This is a genomic window from Achromobacter sp. T5-5, assembly GCF_055397965.1.
The window spans coordinates 6,004,451-6,025,600 of sequence record NZ_AP027919.1 but is presented as its reverse complement, the minus strand read 5'-3'; the positions used below and the strand labels follow the sequence as shown (position 1 = coordinate 6,025,600).

Genomic DNA, 21,150 nt, shown 5'->3' with positions numbered 1-21,150 from the left:
CTATGCGTTCGAATTCGCCGGCCCGCCGCCGGGCGTTGCTGGCCATGGCCGGCGTGTGCCTGTCGGCCATCCTGGGGACCGCACAGGCGGCCGAGCCGCTGAAGGTGGTGGCCAGCTTTTCCATCCTGGGCGACATCGTGCGCGAGGTCGGGGGCGCCGACGTCAGCGTGACCACGCTGGTCGGGCCGGACGGCGACGCCCACGGCTACGAGCCCACGCCTGGCGACGCCAGGAAGCTGGCCGAGGCGCGCGTGCTGATCGTGAATGGCCTGGATTTCGAGACCTGGCTGCCCCGGCTGACCAAGGCGTCCGGATTCTCCGGGCATACGGTGACGGCTTCGAAGGGCGTCAAGCCGCGCGCGTTCGGGAGCCAGGGCGAGGGCCATGGCGGCACCGACGGCCACGATGACCACGATCACGATCATGATCATGATCATGGTCATGATCATGACCACGACCACGATGACGATCACAAGCATGGCCATCATCATCACCATGGCGCCGATCCGCACGCCTGGCAGAACCTGGCGAACGGCGTGATCTACGCGCGCAATGTGGCCGATGGCCTGGCCGCGGCCGATCCGGCGCACGCGCAGGCCTACCGCCAGCGCGCCGACGCGTACATCGCGCGGCTCAATGCGCTGGACGCCAGCGTGCGCAAGGCCTTCGACGCCATCGCCGCCGATCGCCGCAAGGTCGTCACTTCGCACGACGCGTTCGGCTATTTTGGCGATGCCTACGGCGTGACGTTCATTCCCGCGATGGGCGTGTCGACCGACGCCGAGCCGTCGGCGCGCGAGGTGGCCGCCATCATCGAGCAGGTGCGGCGCGAGAAGGTGCCCGCGGTGTTCGTCGAGAACATCAGCAGCCCCAAGCTCGTCCAGCAGATCGCGCGCGAGACCGGCGCCAAGGTGGGTGGTACGCTTTACTCCGATGCCCTGTCCAAGCCCGGACAGCCGGGCGCCACCTACCTGGAAATGTTTGAATGGAACGCACGTCAGCTTGCCACGGCATTGCAGCCCTGAGCGCCGTGGCGGCGCTGCTGGCGGCGGGCGCCGCCAGCGCGCATCCGCACATGTGGATCGACGCCCGCGCGCAGATCGAGATCGATGCCGGGCAGCGCATCACCGCCGTCCGCCAGGTCTGGCGGTTCGACGAGATGTTCGGGGCCTATGCCACGCAGGGGCTGAAAAAGGGCAAGGACGGTTCGCTGCCCGCCGAGACGCTGAAAGGCATGGCGCAGGACTGGATGAAGGCGCTGGGCGAGCCGATCTCCCATTACTTCACTCGGGTGACGGTGGACGGCAAAAGCGCCGCCTTCGCCGCGCCGCGCGATGCCCGCGTCGACTGGAATCCCAAGGCCTCGCGGCTGACGCTGACGTTCACTTTGCCGCTGGCCCAGCCCGTTGCGCCGGGCGCGGGCGGCGCGCAGGTGGATATCTACGACCCCACCTATTTCGTGGCCTACGCTTTTGACGAGAAGGGCGCGGTGTCGCTGGGCGGTCCGCGGAGCGCGGCCTGCACCGCCGACTATCGCAAGCCCAAGGAACTGGATTGGAAAACCATGCAGCAGCTGGCCGCGATCCCGGCCGACCCGGACGCGTTGCCGGACGAACTCTTTGCCATCACCAAGGGACTCACGCACCGGATCGACGTGCGGTGCCCCTAGGCCGTCGCGCGGCGGCGCTGGCGCTCCTGCTTGCGATGCTGGGCGGGATGTCCGCCGCGTTCGCGCAGGGCGCGCATCCCTTCGGGGTGCCGGAAAGCGGAACGGGACTTGCCGGCCCCGGCTGGCTCTCCAGCTTCTTCGGCAGCGTGTCCGTCTGGCAGTCGCATTTCTACCGGCAGTTGACGGGCGCGGTGCGCGCCTGGCAGGCAGACGGAGGCGCGGCGTGGGCGTTGGTGGGCCTGTCTTTCGCCTATGGCGTCTTTCATGCGCTGGGGCCCGGTCATGGCAAGGCGGTGATTTCCTCGTACGTGCTGGCCAACCGGCAGACCGCGCGCAATGGCGCGCTGCTGGCGCTGGCGTCCTCGCTGATCCAGGCGCTGGTGGCGATCCTGCTGGTGGCCGTCCTGGCCATGGTGTTCAACGCGACCGCAGCGACGATGAACGAGGCCACGCGCTGGCTGGAACTGGCGTCTTATGGGCTGGTGACGCTGCTGGGGGCCTGGCTGGTGTGGATCAAGGCGGTGCGGCCGCTGGTGCGGCGGGCGGCGGGCGCGATGGGCGGGCGGGACCACGGCCACGATCATGACCACAGCCACAGCCACAGCCACAGCCACAGCCACAGCCACGACCACGACCACGACCACGCGCACGGTCACTCGCATGGCCGCTCGGCCAGCCACATCCCCGCCCACTCCCATTCCCACCACGGCCTCGATTGCGGCTGCGGCCATGCGCATGTGCCGGCGCCGGAGCAGGTTGCCGGGCCGCTGGACTGGCGCCGCGCGGGGTCGGCCATCCTGGCGGTGGGCCTGCGGCCCTGCAGCGGGGCGCTGATCGTGCTGGTGTTCGCGCTGTCGCAGGGGTTTTTCGCGGCGGGCGTGGCCTCGGCGTTGGCGATGGGCCTGGGCACCGGGTTGACGGTGGCGGCGCTGGCCTGCCTGGCCGTGGCGGCGGGCGGCGTGGCCACGCGCCTGGGCGGCCGCCTGTCCGGCGCGGGCGCGGCGCGGCTGCGCTATGCCATCGAGGCGCTGGCGGCGCTGGCGGTGCTGTTGCTGGGGGTGATGCTGCTGGGCGGCATGGTGGCCGCCGGCGGCTGAGCGCGGTACGTCGCGGCCCCGTCCGTTCGTACACAAGGTTCGCGCGGGTCCCAGCCGCGCCGCCGGGCGGCCGTCAGCCTTTCAGGACTTGCGGCCGGCGCGCGGATGCGCCTGGTCGTAGGCCTTGGCCAGATGCTGGAAATCGAGCCGCGTGTAGATCTGCGTCGTCGAGATATTGGCGTGGCCAAGCATCTCCTGCACCGCGCGCAGGTCCTGCGCCGACTGCAGCACGTGGCTGGCAAAGCTGTGGCGCAGCACATGCGGATGCACGTGGGTGGGCACGCCGGCCGTCTGGGCGATGCGCGCGAGCTGCAGCTGCACCACGCGCGGCGAAATCCGGCGTCCGCGCGCGCCCAGGAACAGCGCGGCCGCATCCTCGGGCGGCGGCGCCGGCAGGGCAAGCTGCGGGCGGGCTTCGATCCACTTGCGCAGGGCCGCCAGGGCCTGTTGGCCGACCGGCACCGACCGGCGCTTGCCGCCCTTGCCCAGCACCACGACCTCGGCCTCATCCAGGTTGAGCCAGCCCCGCGATTCGTAGCCGGCGGCGCGTTCATAGCGCAGGTCCAGGCCCACCAGTTCCGACAGCCGCAGCCCGCTGGAATACAGCAGTTCGAGCATGGCCTGGTCGCGCAGCGCGGCCGGTTCGGTGGCGACCTGCGCCGGCGCGCGGTCCAGCAGGGCCTGGGTCTGCTCCACGGACAGGGCCTTGGGCAGGCCGCGGGGCGCCTTGGGGGCGCGCACGCCCGCGACGGGGTTGCCGGCAAGTTCCGCCGCTGGCGCCCACCATTGGTAAAAGCCGCGCCAGGCCGCCAGGGTGCGCGCCAGGCTGCGCGGGCCGCGGCCCTGCGCGTGCAGGCGCGCCACGAACTGGCGGATATGGCCGTTGCTGAGCTTGTCCAGCGGCAGGCCGGACTTGTCGGCCAGTTCGCGCAGGAATTGCAGCTCGCGCCGGTAGCCGTCCAGCGTATGGGGCGAATAGCGGCGGTGGGTTTCCAGATGGCGCAGCCAGGCGCGCATCGGGTCGGGCAGGGCGACGGGGGGCGAGTGGGCGTCGTGCGCGTCGCTGGGCATGGCGTGGTCCTTGTCCGCCCCGTCCGGCCTAGACCTTGGGCGAGGCCGGATTCAGCCGGTGCAGGGCCGCGGACGCGAGCTGGCCGACGGACTCCAGGAACGTCGTGCCCATTTCGGGCGTGAAACGTTCGGGGTCGTCGGAACCCAGCACCAGCAGGCCCACGGCCGGACCGTCGGCCTCCAGGCGCAGGGGCACCAGCGCCAGCGACTTGGGTTTGGCGTCCAGCCAGGACACCGCCTCGAAAGCCGTGTCGGTGCCGCAGTACGGCGTCTTCAGGCTGTCGGTGAAGGTGCGCACGTCTTCGGACACGGGTTCGCCGTAGCCGTGGTCGGGCAGGTCGGACAGGTTCCAGAGGCGCAGCGCCACGTGGTTGAGCTCGAACTGTTCGGCCAGGCCCAGCGCGATTTCGCCCGGCACCAGTTGCGGATCGCATTCGGACAGCAGGCGGCAGCACCACTTGGCCACATGCGAGCCGATGGTCTCGTTGGCGGTGGCGTTGCGCACCAGTTCGTTCAGGCGCCATTCGAGTTCGCGGGTGCGTTCGCGCAGCGTGAGGATCTGGCGTTCGCCCAGCGAAATGGCGCGCGACCCGTGCGGATGCGGCACCTGCAGGGTGGCGAAGACGTCGGCGTGCTCATCGAAGAAGCCGGGGTTCTCTTGCAGGAAGGCTGCGATGTCCTGGGCGGTGAAAGCGGTATCGGTCATAGGGTTATCGGTTCAGCGCCATGGAGAAGACGAGCTTGTCGATGTCGACCTGGCCCGTGAAGACGGATTCGGCGGGGCCGGTCATGCGGAGCTGTTCGCCGTTCCAGGCGACGGTCAGGACGCCGCCGCGGGTTTGCACGCGCACGGGCGAATCGAGCAGGCCGCGGCGGATGCCGGCCGCGACGGCGGCGCAGGCGCCCGTGCCGCAGGCCAGGGTTTCGCCGGCGCCGCGTTCGAAGACGCGCAGGCGGATGTTGTGGCGGTCGACGACCTGCATGAAGCCGGCGTTGACGCGGCGCGCAAAGCGCGGGTGGTGCTCGATGAGTGGACCCAGCACGGCGACGGGCGCGGTGTCGACGTCATCGACGACCTGAACCGCGTGCGGATTGGAGATGGCGACGGCGGAGATGGCAACCGTGCGGGGCATGCCGGCGGGCGCGTCCAGGTCCAGTTCCCAGATCGTGTCCTGGCCCTGCGTGCGCGAAGGCAGGCCGGCCGGATCGAAGGGCAGGGCGGCGGGGTCGAAGCGGGTGCTGCCCATTTCCACGGTGACCTGCTCGTCGTCGCCTTCGTCCAGGACCAGGATGCCCGTGGCGATCTCGGCGCGCAGCGGGTTGCGGTCGGACAGGCCCTGTTCGTGCACGAACCGCACGAAGCAGCGGGCGCCGTTGCCGCAGTGTTCGACCTCGCTGCCATCGGAATTGAAAATGCGGTAGCGGAAGTCCGCGTCCGGCCGCGTGGCGCGTTCGACCAGCAGGATCTGGTCGGCGCCGATGCCGAAATGGCGGTCGCCCAGCGCGCGCGCGCGTTCGGGCGTCATGTCGATGGCCTGGCGGACCCCGTCGAGCACAACGAAATCGTTGCCCGCGCCATGCATTTTGGTGAAGTTCCAGTTCATCACGGGATTATCGCCCATTATCGTGGCGCGGCGGGCGCGCGCCCGGCGTCAGTAAAGCTTGGCTTCGCCTTGCGGCCGCGTCTTGAAGCGGCGGTGGACCCAGTAGTACTGGCTGGGGCAGCGCCGCACCCAGGCTTCCAGTTCGCGGTTCAGGCGGGCGGTGGCGGCTTCCAGGCCGTCGTCGCCCGGGAAGTCCTCGAGCGGCGGCAGGACGTCGACGTGGTACTTGCCGGTGTCCGGATTCCAGAAACCCACGATCGGCAGCACGGCGGCGTTCCACTTCTGCGCGAGCTGGGCGGTGGCGAGCAGCGTGGCGGCCGGGACGCCGAAGAACGGCACGAAGACCGAGCCCTGGCGGCCGAAGTCCATGTCGGGCAGGTAGTAGACCGGGCGGGGCGCGCGCAGGTGGCGGATCAGCTCGCGCACGCCATCCTTGCGGCTGACCAGGAAGACTTCGTTGAAGCGCGCGCGGCCGGCGGCCACGACGGCGTCGATGTGCGGATCGCTCTGCGGGGTGTACATGGTGGCCGCGCTGGGCACTTCCATGGTGAGGCGGGTGGCGGCGGCGTCCAGCGCGATGAAGTGCGGCGCCAGCAGGATCACGGAACGGCCCTCGGCCGTCAGGGCATTGATGCGCTCGGCGCCCGTCTGCGTAACCATCTCCCGGATGGCCTCGGGCGTGCCGTACCAGAGGACGCCGCGGTCGACGATGGATTGCGCCAGCGCGCGGAAGTGGTCGGCCACCCATTGTTCGCGCACGGCCGCCGGCTGGTCGGGAAAGCACAGTTCCAGGTTGCGGCGCACGATGCGCGCGCGCGACTTGGCCAGGCGGGGCGCCAGCCAGCCCAGGCAGGCGCCGATGCGCAGGCGCGTCGCCGGCTTGATGCGGCCGAACCATTTCAACAGGGAGACCAGCGTGCGCGTTTTTCTATCGTTCATGGATGTGGAATGAGACCGGGCGGCGGGATCGGCGGGGCGTCAGGCGGCCGGGGGCGCCGGTTCGGCGTCGGGCGCCGGGGGGGCGCCGCGCGGGGTCTTGTAGCGGTTGTAGCTCCAGAGGTACTGCTCGGGGCAGCGGCGGATCAGCGTTTCCATCGCGGCGTTGATGAGGGCGGCCTGGCCCTCCGGATCGGCGGGCAGCGGCTCGGGGACCCGGACGTAGTGGATGCGCCAGCCGCGGCCCTTGGGCAGGCGCTCGCCGGCGGTCAGGATGATGGGCACGTTCGTCTGGGTCGCCAGCTTGCCCGGCAGGGTCATGGTGTACGCCAGGCGGCCGAAGAACGGCACCCAGACGCCGTCGCCCACGCTGGGCGCCTGGTCGGGCAGCATGCCGACGGATTCGCCGCGGCGCAGGGCGCGCACGAATTCCCGCACGCCCTGCATGGTGGCGGGCACGGCATTGACCGCCGAGCTGTTGCGCGCCGTTTCCAGCAAGGGCGCCAGCACGTCCTTGCGCGGGGGGCGGAACATCACCGTCATGGGCATCTGCCGCGCCAGGTAGCGCGCCGTGATCTCGAAGCAGCCCAGGTGCGGGGTGAGGAACAGGATGCCGCGGTTTTCGGCGCGCGCGGCCGCGACCACGTGGTCATCGTCGGACACCACCTGCGCCAGGCTTTCCTGGTTGCGGAACCAGACGCGCGGATTCTCCAGGATCATGGCGCCGGCTTCGGCCGCCGCGCGGCGCGCGAACGCCGCGCCGGGATAGCCGGCCTGGGCCGCGTTGGCCTGCAGGCGGCGCCGGTACTTGCCCGGCCAGGCATAGACGGCGCGCCCGGCAAGCCGCCCGACGGCATGCGCGACGGGGAGCGGCAGGGCGGCAAATAGTCGAAACAGAGGCAGCAGCATGCGTCAAAAGGAGGAAATCGGGCCGGGTCGTGCCGCTGCTCGGGGTATATGCATACACCCTCGCCGCAAGCATAAGAACGGCATTTTCGCTTAAAATCCGACCAGTCGCCGAGTTAACCGACAACTTGCGGGGCGACGGCAAAGGTGCGGCGTTCTGCGCGGCCATTGCCAAATCCGCTAAAGCGTCGCGCCCAGTTGGCATTCGCAGTGCAGACCGGGGTGCAGCGCGCCTCGTGAACCTATGTGCCGGGAATCCCGGACAAGCAAGGACGCATCTGTGGCCAACAACGATTTTCTCTTCACTTCCGAATCCGTCTCTGAAGGGCACCCCGACAAGGTTGCCGATCAGATCTCCGATTCGATCCTCGACGCCATCTTCACGCAAGACCCGAACGCGCGTGTCGCAGCCGAAACGCTGTGCAACACGGGCCTGGTCGTGCTGGCTGGCGAAATCACCACCACCGCCAACGTCGACTACATCCAGGTCGCGCGCGACACGATCCGCCGTATCGGCTACGACAACACCGAATACGGCATCGACTACAAGGGTTGCGCGGTGCTCGTCGCCTACGACAAGCAATCGCCCGACATCGCGCAGGGCGTGGACCGCAGCTCGGAAGACTACCTGAACCAGGGCGCGGGCGACCAGGGCCTGATGTTCGGCTACGCCTGCGACGAAACCCCCGACCTGATGCCGGCCCCGATCTGGTACGCGCACCGCCTGGTGCAGCGCCAGAGCGAGCTGCGCAAGGATGGCCGCCTCGCGTGGCTGCGTCCCGACGCCAAGTCGCAGGTGACGTTCCGCTACATCGACGGCCGTCCCGCCGAAGTCGACACCGTCGTGCTGTCGACCCAGCATTCGCCCGAGGTTTCGCAAGAGACCATCCGCGAAGCGGTCATCGAAGACATCATCAAGCCCAGCTTCCCCGAAGGCCTGATCACGCCCAAGACCAAGTTCCTGGTCAACCCGACCGGCCGCTTCGTCATCGGCGGCCCGCAAGGCGATTGCGGCCTGACCGGCCGCAAGATCATCGTCGACACCTACGGCGGCGCATGCCCGCACGGCGGCGGCGCGTTCTCGGGCAAGGATCCGTCCAAGGTCGACCGATCGGCGGCCTACGCCGCCCGCTACGTGGCCAAGAACATCGTGGCCGCGGGCCTGGCGCGCCAGTGCCAGGTGCAGGTCAGCTACGCCATCGGCGTGGCCGAGCCCATCAATATCACCGTGTACACCGAAGGCACGGGCGTCATCCCCGACGACCAGATCGCCAAGCTGGTGCGCGAGCACTTCGACCTGCGTCCGAAGGGCATCGTGAACATGCTGGACCTGCTGCGCCCGATCTACACCAAGACCGCCGCGTACGGCCACTTTGGCCGCTCGGAGCCGGAGTTCTCGTGGGAAGCCACGGACAAGGTGCAGGAACTGAAGAAGTCCGCCTGACGCCGGATCTTCCCTGCCCGGTTCAACAAAAAGCGCCCCGACGGGGCGCTTTTTTTTCGTACGGATGCAGGGTGTCAGGTGAGGCGTGCGCGCAGGGCGCGCGGTTCAGGGGCACGCGATTCAAAGACCCCAGGCCGACAGGTCAGGGCGATGCGCAACCGGAGACAGCACGCTTTCCAACGCCGCCGCGCAGTCCAGCAACGCCGCGTCGCCGCCCGCGGGCGACAGCAACTGCACGGCGCACGGCATGCCATCCGCATCCCGGCCCGCCGGCAGCGCAATCGCCGCCGCGCCCAGGAAATTGGCCGGCCGCAACAGCTTGCCCAGGCCGGCGTGGCGCGTGTCCTGCGGGTCCAGCGCCTGCGCGGCCTGGTCGCAGGCGGGCATGAGCAGGGCGTCCACGCCCCGCATGGCCTGCGCGAAGTTCGCCATGTCGGCATGGCGGCGCCGCAGCGCGGCCTCGTAGCTCGCCTGCGTGATCCGGCCGCCCGCGGCGATGCGCGCGCGCACGACGTCCCACAGCGGTTGCGCGGGGTCGTCGGCCAGGGCGCCGTAGTAGCGGAAAGCCTCGTACGCCAGCACCACCGAATTGTCGTCGGCCATGCGGGCAAAGGACAGGGACGCGGGCGGGTGCCAGGCGGTGGGCGTGTAGCCGGCCTGCGCGAGCCGGCCCTGCGCTTCATGCCAGGCCTGCAGCGCCTCGTCGGTGAGCGGGGCGGGCCAGGCTTGCGGCGCCAGCACGGCGACGGCGCCCGGCTTGCGCGTCTGCGCGTCGCGCAGGGCCGTGACGCAGGCGGCGGGCAGGCCGAGCGTGGCCGGGTCGTCGACGTCGGGCCCGGCCAGCAGTTGGGTCAAGAGGCGGGCGTCGGCGACGGTGCGCGTGATCGGGCCCAGCACGTCCAGCGTGTCGGACAGCGGCAGGCAGCCCGCGCGGCTGATGAGGCCGGACGACGGCTTGTAGCCGACCACGCCGTTCAGCGCCGCGGGGGCGCGCACGGAGCCGCCGGTGTCGCCGCCCAGCGCCAGCGGTGCGAGGCCCGCCGCGACGGCGACGCCCGAGCCGCTGGACGAGCCGCCCGGCGCGCGCGCCGTGCTGGCGTCCCAGGGATTGCGCGCGGTGCCCTGGGTCGGGTTCTGGCCCGACAGGCCGAACGCGAACTCCGTCATGCGCGTCTTGCCCAGGATCACCATGCCCTGCGCCGTGAGCCGCTGCGTCGCGGCCGCGGTCTGCGCGCTGACAACCTCCGCGCGCGTCTGCGAGCCGCCGGTGGCCAGCGTGCCCGCCCATTGGATGCTGTCCTTCATCGCCACCGGCACGCCATGCAGCGGTCCCAGGCAGATGCCCGCGTCCAGCAGCCGGTCCGCCGCGTCGGCCTGCGCCAGCGCGCGTTCGGCGGTGACCACGCTGTAGGCGGCCAGCGCCCCGCTGCGCTCGATGCGGTCCAGGAAATGCAGGGTGAGCGCGCGCGAGCAGATCTTGCGTTCGCGGATGGCGCGGGCCAACTGGCCGGCGTCTTGGAAGTGCAGGGGGGTGTCTTGGGCGGGCATGGCGTCTTCTCGAAATGAAAAAGCCTTCCGGTCCATTGCGGGACCGGAAAGCGTTCGGGGCGGGGTGCGTCCTGCGATGGCTATTTCAGGACCTGGCCCCGGGTTTCGGGCATGCGGATGAAGGTGACCAGCGTGATGACGGCGCCCGCCAGCACGTAATAGAAGAACCAGCGCTCCATGCCCTTGCTTTGCAGCCAGGTCAGCAGATAGGGCGTGGTGCCGCCCAGCAGCGCGACGACCAGGTTGTAGGGCGTGCCGATGCCGACGGCGCGCACGCTGGTGGGGAATTGCTCGGACATGATGGCCGGCGCGATCGAGGTGTACATCGCGTACAGCACCAGCCCGAAGAGCTCCACCGCCAGGATCGACCCGAACGACGGACCCAGCGTGGTCATGAGCGGATAGAAAAAGAGCAGGTAGCCGGCCGCAAAGAAGATGAGCTGCGGCTTGCGGCCGATGCGGTCGGACAGCATGCCGAAAAGGGGCTGCACCAGCATGAAGACGACCAGCGCGACGGTATTGGCGGCGAACGCGGTCTTGGGATCGGCGCCGACCTGGCGGATGGCGTAGGTGGGCACGTAGGCCACGAAGATGTAGAACGCGAAGGTCGTCAGGACCGAAAAGCCCACGATGCGCAGCACTTCGCGCGGATGGTCGCGCAGCAGGGTGCGCAGGGGCTGCTTTTCGACGCCGGCCTTCTTGGCGTGCGAGAAGGCTTCGGTCTCCGGGATGGCGCGGCGGATCCACATGCCGGCCAGGCCGCCCAGCGCGCCCAGCAGGAAGGGAATGCGCCAGCCCCACGCCGCCATGTCGGCCTTGGTCAGGACGGTGGTCAGGACCCAGCCGACGGCGGAGGCGGCCAGGATGCCGACCGCGGCGCTGAAGAACACGAAGCTGGAATAGAAGCCGCGCTTGTTGGGCGGCGCCATTTCCGCCAGGAAGGTCGTGGCCGAGGCATACTCTCCGCCCAGCGACAGGCCTTGCAGGAGGCGCGCCGCGGTCAGCAGCAGGGGCGCGGCAATGCCGATGGCGGCGTAGGTGGGCGTGATCGCGATGATGAGCGAACCGCCCGCCATCATCAGGATCGTCAGGCCCAGCGCGGCTTTGCGGCCATAGCGGTCGGAGAAGATGCCCAGCACCCATCCGCCCACCGGACGCATGAAAAAGCCCACCGCGAAAATGCCGAAGGACGCCAGCAGCGCGGTAGTCTCGTTGCCCGGGGGAAAGAACTGGCTGGAAAAGAAGATGGCGAACGACGCGTAGATGGTCCAATCGAACCATTCCACCGCATTGCCTACACTACCGGCCAGAATCGTGCGACCGCGCGAGACGGGCGGGGCGCTTGCCCCTTGCGCCTGGCGCAAGGTTGCGGATGTGCTGCTCATGACGTCCTCAAAGTGGTTTTATTTTTGGTCAAATAGACCAAGTAAATTTGTGTTTTTATCAATGCGCGAACGTTAGATTAATGGATATGGTCACGTCAAGTAAGGGTAACCCCCTAATCGCCGAGCTCGACGACACGGATCTCGCGTGCCTGGTCGCGCTGCAGGCCCAGCCCCGCGCCTCGTGGCGCGAACTGGGGGCGGCAACGGGCATCGCCGAGCGGACCGTGGCGCGGCGCATCAAGCGCCTGATGGACGCGGACGCGCTGCGCGTCATTGCCGAACCGGACCCGCTGGCCACCGGCCGCGGGGTGGTGCTGCATGCGTGGGTGCGCTGCCGGTCGGGCCGGGTGCCGGACGTGGCCGAACGGCTGGCGCGGCTGGACATCAGCCAGCTCATCGTGACGCTGGCCGGGTCGGCCGACCTGATGGCCGAGCTGACGCTGGCGGACGCCGCGGATATGCCGGACGTCGTGACGCGGGTGCTGCCGTCGATCGATGGCGTGGAACACGTGGAGGCGCGGCTGGTGCTGCGGCCGTTCCGGCGCGCGGGCCAGTGGCGCATCCAGCCCCAGCTCGGCGGCGGTGCGGACGCGCCGGCGCTGCCGCCGCCGTCGGCGCTGTCGGATGCCGAACAGCGCATGGTCGCCCATCTGATGCGGGATGGGCGCGCCAGCCTGGCCGAGCTGGCCGAACGGGCCGGCGTGAGCGAGCCCACGGCGCATCGGCTGCTGCAGAACCTGGTGGAGCGCCGGGCGCTGAGCTTTCGGGTGGAAGTCGAGCCGGCGCTGGTCGGCTTTCCGGTGGAGGCGGTGATTTCGGTGCAGGTGCGGCCGCAGGCGGTGGACGCGCTGGCCGCGCACCTGGCGCTCGATCCGCACACGCGCTGCCTGTTCGGCACGAGCGGCGCGTCGCAGCTCTTCTGGCACGTGCTGTGCCGCGACAGCCTGCATCTATGGGAAGTGGTGACGCGGCGCCTGGGCGAGCTGGACGGCGTGCTGAATAGCGACGTCGGCGTGGTGATGCGCGCGCACAAGCGTTGCGGCATCGTGCGCGCCGGGACGCGGCTGGGACCCGAAGCCGACTCGGGTCCGTCAGGCACGTGATGTCAGGCAAGAAATGTCAGGCAAGAAATGCCGGGCAAGAAATGTCAGGCAAGTAATGCCAGTCCCATAACGCACAAGAAGGCCGCCCCGGCCGCGCCGGCCGCTACGCGGCCGGAGCGCGCAGGCTAGGCCCCCAGGTACGCGCGCGCCAGCGCCCCATCCTGCGCAATGTCGGCCGCCGCGCCATGCGCCGCGACCCGGCCGGATTCCAGCACGTACGCCCGGTCGGCCAGCGACAGCGCCAGCGCCGCCATCTGGTCCACGAGCAGGATGGTCATCGATTCCTGGCGCAGCCGGTCCAGGGCCTCGAACAGTTCGTCGATGATCTTGGGCGCGAGGCCCAGCGACGGCTCGTCCAGGAGCAGGATCACGGGCCTGGACATCAGGCCGCGCGCAATCGCCAGCATCTGCTGTTCGCCGCCCGACAACAGGCCGGCGCGCTGGTGCAGCCGTTCGCGCAGCCGCGGAAACCGCGTGAGCATTTCCTCGACCCGCGCCTCGCGGTCTTGCGGATGCAGGAAGGCGCCCAGCCGGATGTTGTCCAGCACGCTCAACCCGGGAAACACCTGGCGGCCTTCGGGCACCAGCACCAGGCCGCGCGCCACGATCCGGTCGGCGGACAGGCCCTGCAGTTCCTGGCCCTGCAGATGCATGCCGCCCTGCGCGGGCCGGTGCAGCCCGGCCAGCGTGCGCATCAGCGTGGACTTGCCCGCGCCGTTCGCGCCCAGGAGCGCCACCATCTCGCCCTGGCGGACCTGCAGGTCGATGCCATGCAGCACCGGATTGGCGCCGTATCCCGTCGTCAGACTGCCCACGCCCAGCACTTCGGGCGGCAGGGTCTCGCCCGCCGGCCGGCGCCGCGCGGCGGGCGCCCGGCGGGCCGCCTCGTCGCCCAGGTAGGCCTGGCGCACTTCCGGGGACTGCTGGATCTCGGCGACGCTGCCCTGCGCCAGCTCGCGCCCGGCGTCGATCGCCACGATGTGGTCGGACACGCCCATTACCAGCGTCATGTCGTGCTCGACCAGCAGCACGCCCGCGCCTGCTTCGGCAATGCGGCGCAGCAATCCGGCCAGCCGCGTCTTGTCTTCGCGCGAGAGTCCCGCCGCCGGTTCGTCCATCAAGAGGATGTCGGCGTCGGTGGCGAGCGCGCGGGCGATCTCCACCAGCCGGCGGTCCACGTGGGGCAGGTCGGCCGCCGCGATGTCCAGCGCCCCTTCGTAGCCGCAGAACGCCAGCAGGGCGCGGGCGCGTTCGCGCGCGTCGGCGGCCAGGTAGCGGCGCGAGGCCAGCAGCCCGCCCAGGCGCCCGCGCAGCAGGCCCAGCGCGACGTTGTCCTCGACGCTCAGCGTGTCAAAGAGCTGCGAGGTCTGGTAGGTGCGCGCGATGCCGCTGCGCGCCACGCGATGGGCGGCCAGCGCGGCCAGCGGCGCGTCGCCCAGCGCCACGGCACCGCCGGTCGGCTGGTAATAGCCGCTCAGCATGTTGATGACGGTGGACTTGCCCGCGCCGTTGGGCCCGATCAGCGCGGTCACGGCGCCGGGCGGGACGGTGAAGGACACGCCCTGCACGGCGCGCACGCCGCCGAAGGTCATGGTGAGGGCGTCGGCGCGCAGCGTGCGGCGAGCGCGCGCGGACGTCGGCATGGCCCCGTGGCGAGGCGCCAGCCCGTGCGTCGGCGCGCCGCGCCGCCAGCGGGCCAGCAGGCCGGCGGCGCCTTCGGGCGCGGCCCACAGCACCACCAGCAGGAACACGCCGAAAAAGAGCAGGCGGTATTCCTCCAGGCTGGACAGCATCTCGGGCAGCAGGCCCACCACCACGGCGCCCAGCAGCGGACCGGCAAGCGATCCCGCGCCGCCGATCGTCACGGCCAGCACGAAAAGAATCGACTGCATGAAGTTGAAATTGTGCGGCGTGATCATGCCGGTCAGCGGTGCGTAGAGCCCGCCCGCCAGGCCGACCAGCGCGGCCGACACCATGAACGCGACCGCCTTGACCGCCAGCGGATTGATGCCGATGGACTCGCTGGCCGTCTCGCTGTCCTTGACCGCGCGCATGGCGGCGCCCCAGGCGCCGCGCGACAGCAACGCATAGGCGGCCAGCGCCACGAATACGGCCACGATGGCCAGCATGGCCACGCCGCGGTCGCCGCCCAGGCTGCCGATGGCGGGCTGCACGATGCCCATCAGGCCATTCTGGCCGCCCGTCAGCGAACCGCCCTCGATCAGGGCGTGCTCCACGATGAAGCCGAAGGCGATGGTGATCATCGCCAGGTACGGCCCTTTCACGCGCAGCGCCGGCACGGCCAGCAGCAGGCCGAAGGCGCTGCAGACCAGCGCGGCGGCCGGCCAGGCCAGCCAGAAGCTCCACCCCGCCTGCCCGGTCAGGATTGCGACTGTGTAGGCGCCGATGGCGTAAAAGCCCGCATGCCCGAACGACATCTGGCCGGTCAGGCCCAGCAGCACATTCAGGCCGATGCCGGCCAGCGCCAGCAGCGCGACGTTGCCCAGCACGAAAACGTAGTAGCCGTTGACGGTGGCCGCCAGCGCCAGGGCCGCGGCCGCCAGCAGGGCATAGATCGCCGGCTGCAGCCAGCGCGTTGCGGATTGCTTGTTCATCAGACCTTCCTCACATCGGCGCGCCCGAACAGGCCATTGGGCAGCACGGCCAACATGATGATCACCAGCGTGAAACTGATGATCTGCGTGTACCCCGAGCCCAGCGCCACGGTGATCAGCGCTTCGACCACGCCGAACAGCAGGCCCGCGATCATCACGCCCCAGGCGCTGGTGATGCCGCCCAGGATCGCAACCACATAGGCTTTCAAGCCGAACAGCGTGCCCATGTCGGCCTGCACGTTAAAGAGCGGCGCGACCAGCGCGCCGGCCACGCCCGCGAACAGCGTGGACACGGCGAAGGCGGCCATGATGGCGCGGCGCACGGGTATGCCCATCAGCCGCGCGGCGTTCTGGTTCTGCACCACCGCCAGCAGCGCCACGCCCCACCGGGTGCGGCGCGACAGCGTGTGCAGCGCGGCCGCCAGCGTCAGTCCCACCACCGGGATCAGGAGCTGCAGCGGGTAGATGCCCAGGCCCAGCCCGCCGATCTCCAGCGGCGCCTGGGCCAGCGGCGAAGGCAGGCTGCGCGGCTCTTTGCCGAACGTGAACATGACCACGTTGTCCAGCACGATGCCCAGCGCCACCGTGGACATGAGCCAGGCGTTGGAACCGCGGCTGGCGAATGGCCTGACCGCCAGCCGCTCCACGACCAGGCCATAGAGCGCGCAAAGCGCCAGCGCCAGCGCCAGGGCGGCCGCCAGCGGCCAGCCCAGCGTCTGGGCGAACGTATAGGTCAGCACGGCGCCCAGCATCATGGAACTGCCCTGGGCGAAGTTCACCGTGCCGGACACGGCGTAGGTCAGGTAAAAGCCCAGGGCCATCAGGCCGTACATGCTACCCAGGCCCAGGCCGCTGACGATGGCGGACATCAACAACATGCGCGTCTCCCGCGGGGTCCGGCCGCTTTACTGCACGCCCTTGACGGGCAGGATGCGGTTGTCGATGAAATGCGTCCACACGTAGTCGTCCTCGCGCAGCGCGTCGTGCGAGGCGGGCGTGAAGGGCTGCTCGTAGGTCTTGATCAGGCCGTCGTACTTGCCGATCTTGTAGAAGCCCTCGCGCACCGCGTCGCCGTCGGTGGAACCGGCCTGCGCGATGGCCAGCGCGGCAAGCTGCATGCCGTCATAGGCGTTGGCCACGCCCACCGCGGGCGTGATGTCCTGCGGCCCCTTGATGTCGGAATACTTGGTCTTGAGCGCCTGCATGACCTTCTCGCCCACCGGGCCCTGCTTGCCGAAGAAGCTGTAGGTCTGCACGAAGTGCACGTTCTTGGCGTTGGGGCCGGCCAGCTCCGTGAAGCGGCCGCCGGCGGGACCCCAGTGCGACACCACGGGCACCTTCCAGCCCATGCGGTCCAGCGACTTCACGACCTGCGCCGAGGGACCCACGTTGCCGACCAGGAACAGCGTGTCGGCGCCCGCGGCCTTCAGGCGGCTGAGCTGGGGCACGATGTCCAGATCGTTGGGCTGGAACTTCTCGACGCCGGCGGGCGTGACCTTGGCCGCGGCCAGCGCGGCGTTCAAGCCCTTCTCGTTGGATTCGCCCCAGGGGTTGTTCACCAGGATCATGCCGGGCTTGGCGCTTTGGAAAGTCTTCTGCGCGTACTTCACCATCGCGCTGTCGACGATCTCGTCCATGGCGGACACGCGGAACACGAAGTTGGGATTGCCCTTGTTGTGCGTGATGGCGGTGCCCGCCGCCCAGGGTCCCACGAAAGGCACTTTCTCCTGGTTGACGATCGGCACGATGGCCATGGAGACCGGCGTGTCCAGGCCGCCGAACAGCACGGCGACCTTCTCCTTGTAGATGAGCTCGCGCGCGGCGGCCATGCCCTTGGCGGGATTGCCCTCGTCGTCGCGGCGCACCAGCACGATCTGGCGGCCGCCCAGCAGGCCGCCGCGCGCATTGATCTCGTCGATGGCCACGGTCATGCCGCGCGTGAGCGCCTCGCCGGCGCGCGCCGACTCCCCGGACAGGGCGGTGATCAGGCCGATCTTGATCGGGTCCGCTGCCAGCGCCGGCTGCATGGCCTGGCCCGCGGCGAAGAGGGCGGCGGCGGTCGCGCGGAGCATGAAGGAACGACGGGTCGGGGTCATCGGGCACTCCTGGAAAAAGTGGAATGAATCTTGCATGGGGTTAAGTGCTGCGCCGTTCCCTCATGCAAGATCCATGCCACCTGCTTCGCGCCCGGTGTTCGCCGCCGCCAACGCCCTGCCGCCACGGGGCAGGCGGGACCCCAGGGACGGGAATTGCGCACATAGAACCGAGTTTTTGTCGCCAAAAGATCAGCAGTTTTGTTCACAATCATGCATCAGGATTTGCACCAAAATGAATCCATCTTCGCTACAAGGCACTAATCCGGGGCGCGGCGGCCAGGCCGCGTGGACGCCGGAGCCGCTCGCCTGCCACGGCCGATTTCCTTACCGGGCCATCGCTGGCCGGCCCGACTACGTCTGGCCCAACGGCGCCCGCCTGGCCGTCTACCTGGGGTTCAACATCGAGCACTTCGCTTTCGGGGAAGGGCTGGGCGCGGAACTGGGGCCGGCGTCGCCCCATCCGGACGTGCTCAATTACGCGTGGCGCGAATATGGCAACCGCGTGGGCGCCTGGCGCTGCCTGGAACTCTTCGACGCCCTGCGCCTGCCGGCCGGCGTGCTGATCAACACCGCGCTGTATGACCATTGCCCCGACCTGGTGGATGCTTTCCTCGCGCGGGGCGACGAACTGATCGGACATGGCTACAGCAACGCGCACCGGCAGGGCGGGATGCCCGAAAGCGAGGAAAAGGCGCTGCTGGCGCACTGCCGCGAGCGCATCCTGCGGCACGCCGGCAGCGAGCCGGCCGGCTGGCTGTCGCCGTGGATCTCGGAAAGCCACGCCACGCCCGACCTGCTGGCCGAGGCGGGCTACCGCTACACGCTGAACTGGTGCCACGACGACCAGCCGATGCGCATGCGCACGCGCGCCGGCGACCTGTGGGCGATCCCCTATCCGCAGGAACTCAACGACATCCCGATGATCATGGGCCGCAAGATGGACGCGCGCGATTTTGCCGATATGATCCTTGACCAGTTCGAGGAAATGCGCGCGCAGGCGGTCCGCCAGCCGCTGGTCATGGGCATTGCGCTGCACCCCTACATCGTCGGCCAGCCGTATCGGCTGCGGCACCTGCGGCGCGCGCTGGCGCCGCTGGCTGCGGCCCGCGACCGCGGCGAGATCTGGTTCACCACGCCCGGCGAGATCTGCCGGCACGTGGACGGCCTGCCCCCGGGCGTCATCGCCTAGCGTCCGCGCGGCGCGCGGCCCCGCGTGAACCCAGGCCGCCGCCGTCCCGATGAACCCTTCTTTTTGTTGAACCGAGTCACGCATGTCCACCCGAAGCCCCGCCAAGCCCCGCAGCCCCGGCACCGCCCGGCCCAAGACCGCCAAGCCGTCCGCGGCCCGCGCCCGCCACGACAGGGTCAACGCCCTGCTGGACGAGGGCACGCCCGCCCCGCCGTCCGAAGGCAGCCCCGACGCCGACATGGAGCGGCGCATCTGCGAAGCCGTGTACGAAAGCGTGATGAGCCAGCGCCTGACGCCGGGCACCAAGCTCCCCGAGGCGGCGATCTGCGAGCTGTTCGGCGTGTCGCGGTCGGTGGCGCGCAAGGCGTTGCAGCGGCTGGCGCACGAGCATGTGGTGGACCTGCACCACAACCGGGGCGCCGTCGTGGCCGAGCCCACGCCCGAGGACACGCGCCAGATCTTCCAGGCGCGCCGCGCGCTGGAGGCGGCGCTGGTGCCCCTGGCCGCGGCCCGCGCCACCAAGGCGGACTACGCGTCGCTGCGCAAGCAGCTGCGCGACGAACACGCGCTGCTGCACCACGCCGGCCAGCCCGCGTGGGCGCGGCAGGCCAGCGCCTTCCACGTCCGCCTGGGCGAGCTGTCCGGCAACACCATCCTGCACGGCTACCTGGCCGAGTTGGTGTCGCGCTGTTCGCTCATCGTGGCCCTGTACGAGCCGCCCGGCAATGCGGCCTGCGAGCACGGCGAACACGTGCTGATCGTGGACACGATGGAACGCGGCGACGTCGCCGAGGCCGTGCGGATCAACGACAACCACCTGGCGGACCTGGAGCGGCGCATCAGCCTTGAGCGCCCGCAGCCCGCGCAAACCCTTGCCCAGATGCTGGGACTGGCCTGACATGGAAATCGACTTCGACGCTATCACCGAATACCAGCGCTACAAGCTGATGGCCAGCCTGATCGTGCCCCGGCCGATCGCGCTGATCACCACCCTGTCCGCGACCGGCGTGGTGAACGCCGCGCCGTTCAGCATGTTCAACATGCTCGGCGAGGACCCGCCCATCGTGATGGTCAGCATCAACCGCCTGGAAGACGGCGGCTTGAAGGACACGGCGGTCAACATCGTGCGCGACAAGGAATTCGTGGTCCACCTGACCGACGAGGCCATGGCGGAAAAGATGCACCGCTGCGGCGACCGCCTGCCGTCCGACGTCAGCGAGCTGGCGCACGCGGGGCTGGACGCCGCGCCGAGCCATCGCGTGGCGCCGCCGCGCATCGTGCAGGCGCCGGTCGCGTTCGAATGCACGCTGTTCGAGACGCTGGAGACCGCCAGCCGCCAGATCTTCATCGGCCAGGTGCGCTGGCTGCATGCGCGCGACGGCCTGATCGACACCGACACCTGGCGCGTGCGCCTGCAGGACTATTTTCCGGTGGGCCGCTTCGGGGCGAGCTTCTACGTCAGGACGCGGGACCGCTACGCCATCGACGCCGGCAGCGCGCCGGCGGGCGCGGCGGCCAGCACGCCCATCGACGAAATCTGACGCCTCACCACACCGCGGCGTCGGACCCCGGCGCCCGCACGTGGCGCGAGAATCGCCGCGACAGGAAGTCGACGAAGGCCAGCGTCTTGGCGGGCAGGTTCAACCGCTCCGGATACAGCGCGTGGATATCGGCGGGCGGGGTGCGCCAATCGGCCAGCACTTCGCGCAGCCGGCCGGCGCGCAGGTGCGCCGCGGTTTCCCATTCGGACCGCATCACGATGCCGTGCCCGTCCAGCGCCCATTCCAGCGCGCTCTGCCCATCGTTCGAGCTGACCGGCCCGCGCACCTTCACGGTTTCCGCGCGCGCGCCGGATTCCAGCCGCCAGGTGCCATAGGCCACGTCGTTCTCGCGCACGACGATGCAGCGATGGCGCTGCAGATCGCCGGGCGTGCGCGGCTCCCCGTGGGTGTCCAGATAGCGCGGCGAGGCGCAGAGCAGGCGCCGGTTGGATGCGATCTTGCGCGCGGTCAGGCGCGCGTCCGGCAGGTCGCCGAACCGCACGGCCACGTCGAAGCCCTCCTCGATGAGGTTCAGCGGCCTGTCGGTCAGCCGCATCTGCACTTCGACGTCGGGGTACTGGCGGCAGAAGTCGGACACGGCCGGCACGATGTGGGCGCGCCCGAACCCGAACGTCGCGTTCAGGCGCAGCAGGCCCTGCGGCTGCGCGCGCGCGCTGGATACCGAGCGCTCCAGCGCCTGCAGGTCGGCCAGGATGCGCGTGCCTTCGGCGAGGTACAGCTCGCCCTCCTGCGTGACGCTGACGCGGCGGGTGGTGCGGTTCAGCAAACGAACGCCCAGGCGCTGCTCCAGCTTGGCCAGCCGCGTGCTGACCGCCGGGGGCGTCAGGCCCAGTTCGCGCGCGGTGGCCGACAGGTTGCCGTGCTTGACCACCAGCGAAAAGAAGGCGAGATCCGAGAGCGCGTCCATGGCTATTTATAAATTGAA

General features: G+C 69.8%; 19 protein-coding genes. 8 read left to right on the top strand and 11 right to left on the bottom strand.

Features of this window, described 5'->3' with window-relative positions; all coding sequences use genetic code 11:
• Positions 1-2: 2 nt before the first annotated feature.
• Genes ACZ50Q_RS27265 through ACZ50Q_RS27255 form a run of 3 tightly spaced genes read left to right on the top strand, consistent with a single transcriptional unit; the run spans position 3 to position 2,766 of the window.
• Positions 3-1,025 carry a metal ABC transporter substrate-binding protein gene (locus tag ACZ50Q_RS27265; RefSeq protein WP_464080071.1) on the top strand — a complete coding sequence of 341 codons (1,023 nt, stop codon included), beginning with the start codon at positions 3-5 and terminating at the stop codon, positions 1,023-1,025.
• A 50-nt stretch (positions 1,026-1,075) separates the two neighbouring features.
• A complete protein-coding gene (locus ACZ50Q_RS27260) occupies positions 1,076-1,669 on the top strand; it encodes a DUF1007 family protein (RefSeq protein ID WP_464082043.1) in 594 nt (197 codons plus the stop codon).
• Positions 1,660-2,766, top strand: coding sequence for a nickel/cobalt transporter (locus ACZ50Q_RS27255; protein ID WP_464080070.1), 1,107 nt, complete (start codon positions 1,660-1,662; stop codon positions 2,764-2,766). Before ACZ50Q_RS27260 ends, ACZ50Q_RS27255 begins: the two co-directional genes overlap by 10 nt.
• 81 nt (positions 2,767-2,847) lie before the next feature.
• Here ACZ50Q_RS27255 and xerC read toward each other — a convergent pair whose 3' ends face one another.
• The 5 genes from xerC to ACZ50Q_RS27230 are packed head-to-tail and all read right to left on the bottom strand — an operon-like array spanning position 2,848 to position 7,286.
• Positions 2,848-3,837, bottom strand: coding sequence for a tyrosine recombinase XerC (gene xerC, locus ACZ50Q_RS27250; protein WP_464080069.1), 990 nt, complete (start codon positions 3,835-3,837; stop codon positions 2,848-2,850).
• A 28-nt stretch (positions 3,838-3,865) separates the two neighbouring features.
• Entirely contained in the window at positions 3,866-4,543 is a 678-nt protein-coding gene (locus tag ACZ50Q_RS27245; protein ID WP_076518437.1) for a DUF484 family protein, read from the bottom strand.
• A 4-nt stretch (positions 4,544-4,547) separates the two neighbouring features.
• Positions 4,548-5,459 (bottom strand): diaminopimelate epimerase, encoded by a 912-nt coding sequence (dapF, locus tag ACZ50Q_RS27240; protein ID WP_092579374.1) that lies wholly within the window; start codon positions 5,457-5,459, stop codon positions 4,548-4,550.
• 30 nt (positions 5,460-5,489) lie between these two features.
• Positions 5,490-6,380: a lysophospholipid acyltransferase family protein gene (locus tag ACZ50Q_RS27235; protein WP_464080068.1), complete on the bottom strand. Its 891-nt coding sequence runs from the start codon at positions 6,378-6,380 to the stop codon at positions 5,490-5,492.
• A gap of 39 nt (positions 6,381-6,419) precedes the next feature.
• Positions 6,420-7,286, bottom strand: a complete 867-nt coding sequence (locus tag ACZ50Q_RS27230) for a lysophospholipid acyltransferase family protein (RefSeq protein WP_076518440.1) — start codon at positions 7,284-7,286, stop codon at positions 6,420-6,422.
• A gap of 277 nt (positions 7,287-7,563) precedes the next feature.
• Between ACZ50Q_RS27230 and metK the strand changes: the two genes are divergently transcribed.
• Complete coding sequence (gene metK / locus ACZ50Q_RS27225) at positions 7,564-8,727, top strand: methionine adenosyltransferase (protein WP_076518441.1); 1,164 nt, start codon at positions 7,564-7,566, stop codon at positions 8,725-8,727.
• Positions 8,728-8,847: 120 nt separating this feature from the next.
• Here metK and ACZ50Q_RS27220 read toward each other — a convergent pair whose 3' ends face one another.
• Together ACZ50Q_RS27220 and ACZ50Q_RS27215 are read right to left on the bottom strand one after the other, a co-directional pair.
• Positions 8,848-10,275 carry an amidase gene (locus ACZ50Q_RS27220; RefSeq protein WP_464080067.1) on the bottom strand — a complete coding sequence of 476 codons (1,428 nt, stop codon included), beginning with the start codon at positions 10,273-10,275 and terminating at the stop codon, positions 8,848-8,850.
• A gap of 80 nt (positions 10,276-10,355) precedes the next feature.
• Positions 10,356-11,660: an MFS transporter gene (locus tag ACZ50Q_RS27215; protein ID WP_092579368.1), complete on the bottom strand. Its 1,305-nt coding sequence runs from the start codon at positions 11,658-11,660 to the stop codon at positions 10,356-10,358.
• A gap of 80 nt (positions 11,661-11,740) precedes the next feature.
• Between ACZ50Q_RS27215 and ACZ50Q_RS27210 the strand changes: the two genes are divergently transcribed.
• Positions 11,741-12,763 carry an Lrp/AsnC family transcriptional regulator gene (locus ACZ50Q_RS27210; RefSeq protein WP_464080066.1) on the top strand — a complete coding sequence of 341 codons (1,023 nt, stop codon included), beginning with the start codon at positions 11,741-11,743 and terminating at the stop codon, positions 12,761-12,763.
• A 125-nt stretch (positions 12,764-12,888) separates the two neighbouring features.
• On the opposite strand, the gene ACZ50Q_RS27205 is transcribed toward ACZ50Q_RS27210, so the two are convergent.
• Genes ACZ50Q_RS27205 through ACZ50Q_RS27195 form a run of 3 tightly spaced genes read right to left on the bottom strand, consistent with a single transcriptional unit; the run spans position 12,889 to position 17,474 of the window.
• Entirely contained in the window at positions 12,889-15,378 is a 2,490-nt protein-coding gene (locus tag ACZ50Q_RS27205; protein ID WP_464080065.1) for a branched-chain amino acid ABC transporter ATP-binding protein/permease, read from the bottom strand.
• Positions 15,378-16,256, bottom strand: coding sequence for a branched-chain amino acid ABC transporter permease (locus ACZ50Q_RS27200; RefSeq protein WP_076518446.1), 879 nt, complete (start codon positions 16,254-16,256; stop codon positions 15,378-15,380). The genes ACZ50Q_RS27205 and ACZ50Q_RS27200 overlap by 1 nt, the downstream gene beginning before the upstream one ends.
• A gap of 27 nt (positions 16,257-16,283) precedes the next feature.
• Positions 16,284-17,474, bottom strand: coding sequence for an ABC transporter substrate-binding protein (locus ACZ50Q_RS27195; protein ID WP_464080064.1), 1,191 nt, complete (start codon positions 17,472-17,474; stop codon positions 16,284-16,286).
• Positions 17,475-17,706: 232 nt separating this feature from the next.
• Between ACZ50Q_RS27195 and ACZ50Q_RS27190 the strand changes: the two genes are divergently transcribed.
• The 3 genes from ACZ50Q_RS27190 to ACZ50Q_RS27180 all read left to right on the top strand — a co-directional run bounded on the left by ACZ50Q_RS27190 (position 17,707) and on the right by ACZ50Q_RS27180 (position 20,204).
• The gene (locus ACZ50Q_RS27190) at positions 17,707-18,663 is read left to right on the top strand and encodes a polysaccharide deacetylase family protein (RefSeq protein ID WP_139208524.1); all 957 of its coding nucleotides are present in this window, start codon (positions 17,707-17,709) and stop codon (positions 18,661-18,663) included.
• Positions 18,664-18,745: 82 nt separating this feature from the next.
• Positions 18,746-19,561 (top strand): GntR family transcriptional regulator, encoded by an 816-nt coding sequence (locus ACZ50Q_RS27185; protein ID WP_092579358.1) that lies wholly within the window; start codon positions 18,746-18,748, stop codon positions 19,559-19,561.
• A gap of 1 nt (position 19,562) precedes the next feature.
• Positions 19,563-20,204, top strand: a complete 642-nt coding sequence (locus tag ACZ50Q_RS27180; RefSeq protein ID WP_076518450.1) for a flavin reductase family protein — start codon at positions 19,563-19,565, stop codon at positions 20,202-20,204.
• Positions 20,205-20,208: 4 nt separating this feature from the next.
• Here the strand turns inward: ACZ50Q_RS27180 and ACZ50Q_RS27175 are convergent, their stop codons facing one another.
• Entirely contained in the window at positions 20,209-21,132 is a 924-nt protein-coding gene (locus tag ACZ50Q_RS27175) for a LysR family transcriptional regulator (RefSeq protein ID WP_092579356.1), read from the bottom strand.
• Between the last annotated feature and the right edge of the window lie 18 nt (positions 21,133-21,150).

What these genes read in the sequence shown, in the direction of transcription:
- ACZ50Q_RS27265 (WP_464080071.1), top strand. Translation starts at nt 3, where the DNA reads ATGCGTTCGAATTCGCCGGCCCGCCGCCGGGCGTTGCTGGCCATGGCC.
- ACZ50Q_RS27260 (WP_464082043.1), top strand. Translation starts at nt 1,076, where the DNA reads ATGTGGATCGACGCCCGCGCGCAGATCGAGATCGATGCCGGGCAGCGC.
- xerC (WP_464080069.1), bottom strand. Translation starts at nt 3,837, where the DNA reads ATGCCCAGCGACGCGCACGACGCCCACTCGCCCCCCGTCGCCCTGCCC.
- ACZ50Q_RS27245 (WP_076518437.1), bottom strand. Translation starts at nt 4,543, where the DNA reads ATGACCGATACCGCTTTCACCGCCCAGGACATCGCAGCCTTCCTGCAA.
- dapF (WP_092579374.1), bottom strand. Translation starts at nt 5,459, where the DNA reads ATGGGCGATAATCCCGTGATGAACTGGAACTTCACCAAAATGCATGGC.
- ACZ50Q_RS27235 (WP_464080068.1), bottom strand. Translation starts at nt 6,380, where the DNA reads ATGAACGATAGAAAAACGCGCACGCTGGTCTCCCTGTTGAAATGGTTC.
- ACZ50Q_RS27230 (WP_076518440.1), bottom strand. Translation starts at nt 7,286, where the DNA reads ATGCTGCTGCCTCTGTTTCGACTATTTGCCGCCCTGCCGCTCCCCGTC.
- ACZ50Q_RS27220 (WP_464080067.1), bottom strand. Translation starts at nt 10,275, where the DNA reads ATGCCCGCCCAAGACACCCCCCTGCACTTCCAAGACGCCGGCCAGTTG.
- ACZ50Q_RS27215 (WP_092579368.1), bottom strand. Translation starts at nt 11,660, where the DNA reads ATGAGCAGCACATCCGCAACCTTGCGCCAGGCGCAAGGGGCAAGCGCC.
- ACZ50Q_RS27210 (WP_464080066.1), top strand. Translation starts at nt 11,741, where the DNA reads ATGGATATGGTCACGTCAAGTAAGGGTAACCCCCTAATCGCCGAGCTC.
- ACZ50Q_RS27205 (WP_464080065.1), bottom strand. Translation starts at nt 15,378, where the DNA reads ATGAACAAGCAATCCGCAACGCGCTGGCTGCAGCCGGCGATCTATGCC.
- ACZ50Q_RS27200 (WP_076518446.1), bottom strand. Translation starts at nt 16,256, where the DNA reads ATGTTGTTGATGTCCGCCATCGTCAGCGGCCTGGGCCTGGGTAGCATG.
- ACZ50Q_RS27195 (WP_464080064.1), bottom strand. Translation starts at nt 17,474, where the DNA reads ATGACCCCGACCCGTCGTTCCTTCATGCTCCGCGCGACCGCCGCCGCC.
- ACZ50Q_RS27190 (WP_139208524.1), top strand. Translation starts at nt 17,707, where the DNA reads ATGAATCCATCTTCGCTACAAGGCACTAATCCGGGGCGCGGCGGCCAG.
- ACZ50Q_RS27185 (WP_092579358.1), top strand. Translation starts at nt 18,746, where the DNA reads ATGTCCACCCGAAGCCCCGCCAAGCCCCGCAGCCCCGGCACCGCCCGG.
- ACZ50Q_RS27180 (WP_076518450.1), top strand. Translation starts at nt 19,563, where the DNA reads ATGGAAATCGACTTCGACGCTATCACCGAATACCAGCGCTACAAGCTG.
- ACZ50Q_RS27175 (WP_092579356.1), bottom strand. Translation starts at nt 21,132, where the DNA reads ATGGACGCGCTCTCGGATCTCGCCTTCTTTTCGCTGGTGGTCAAGCAC.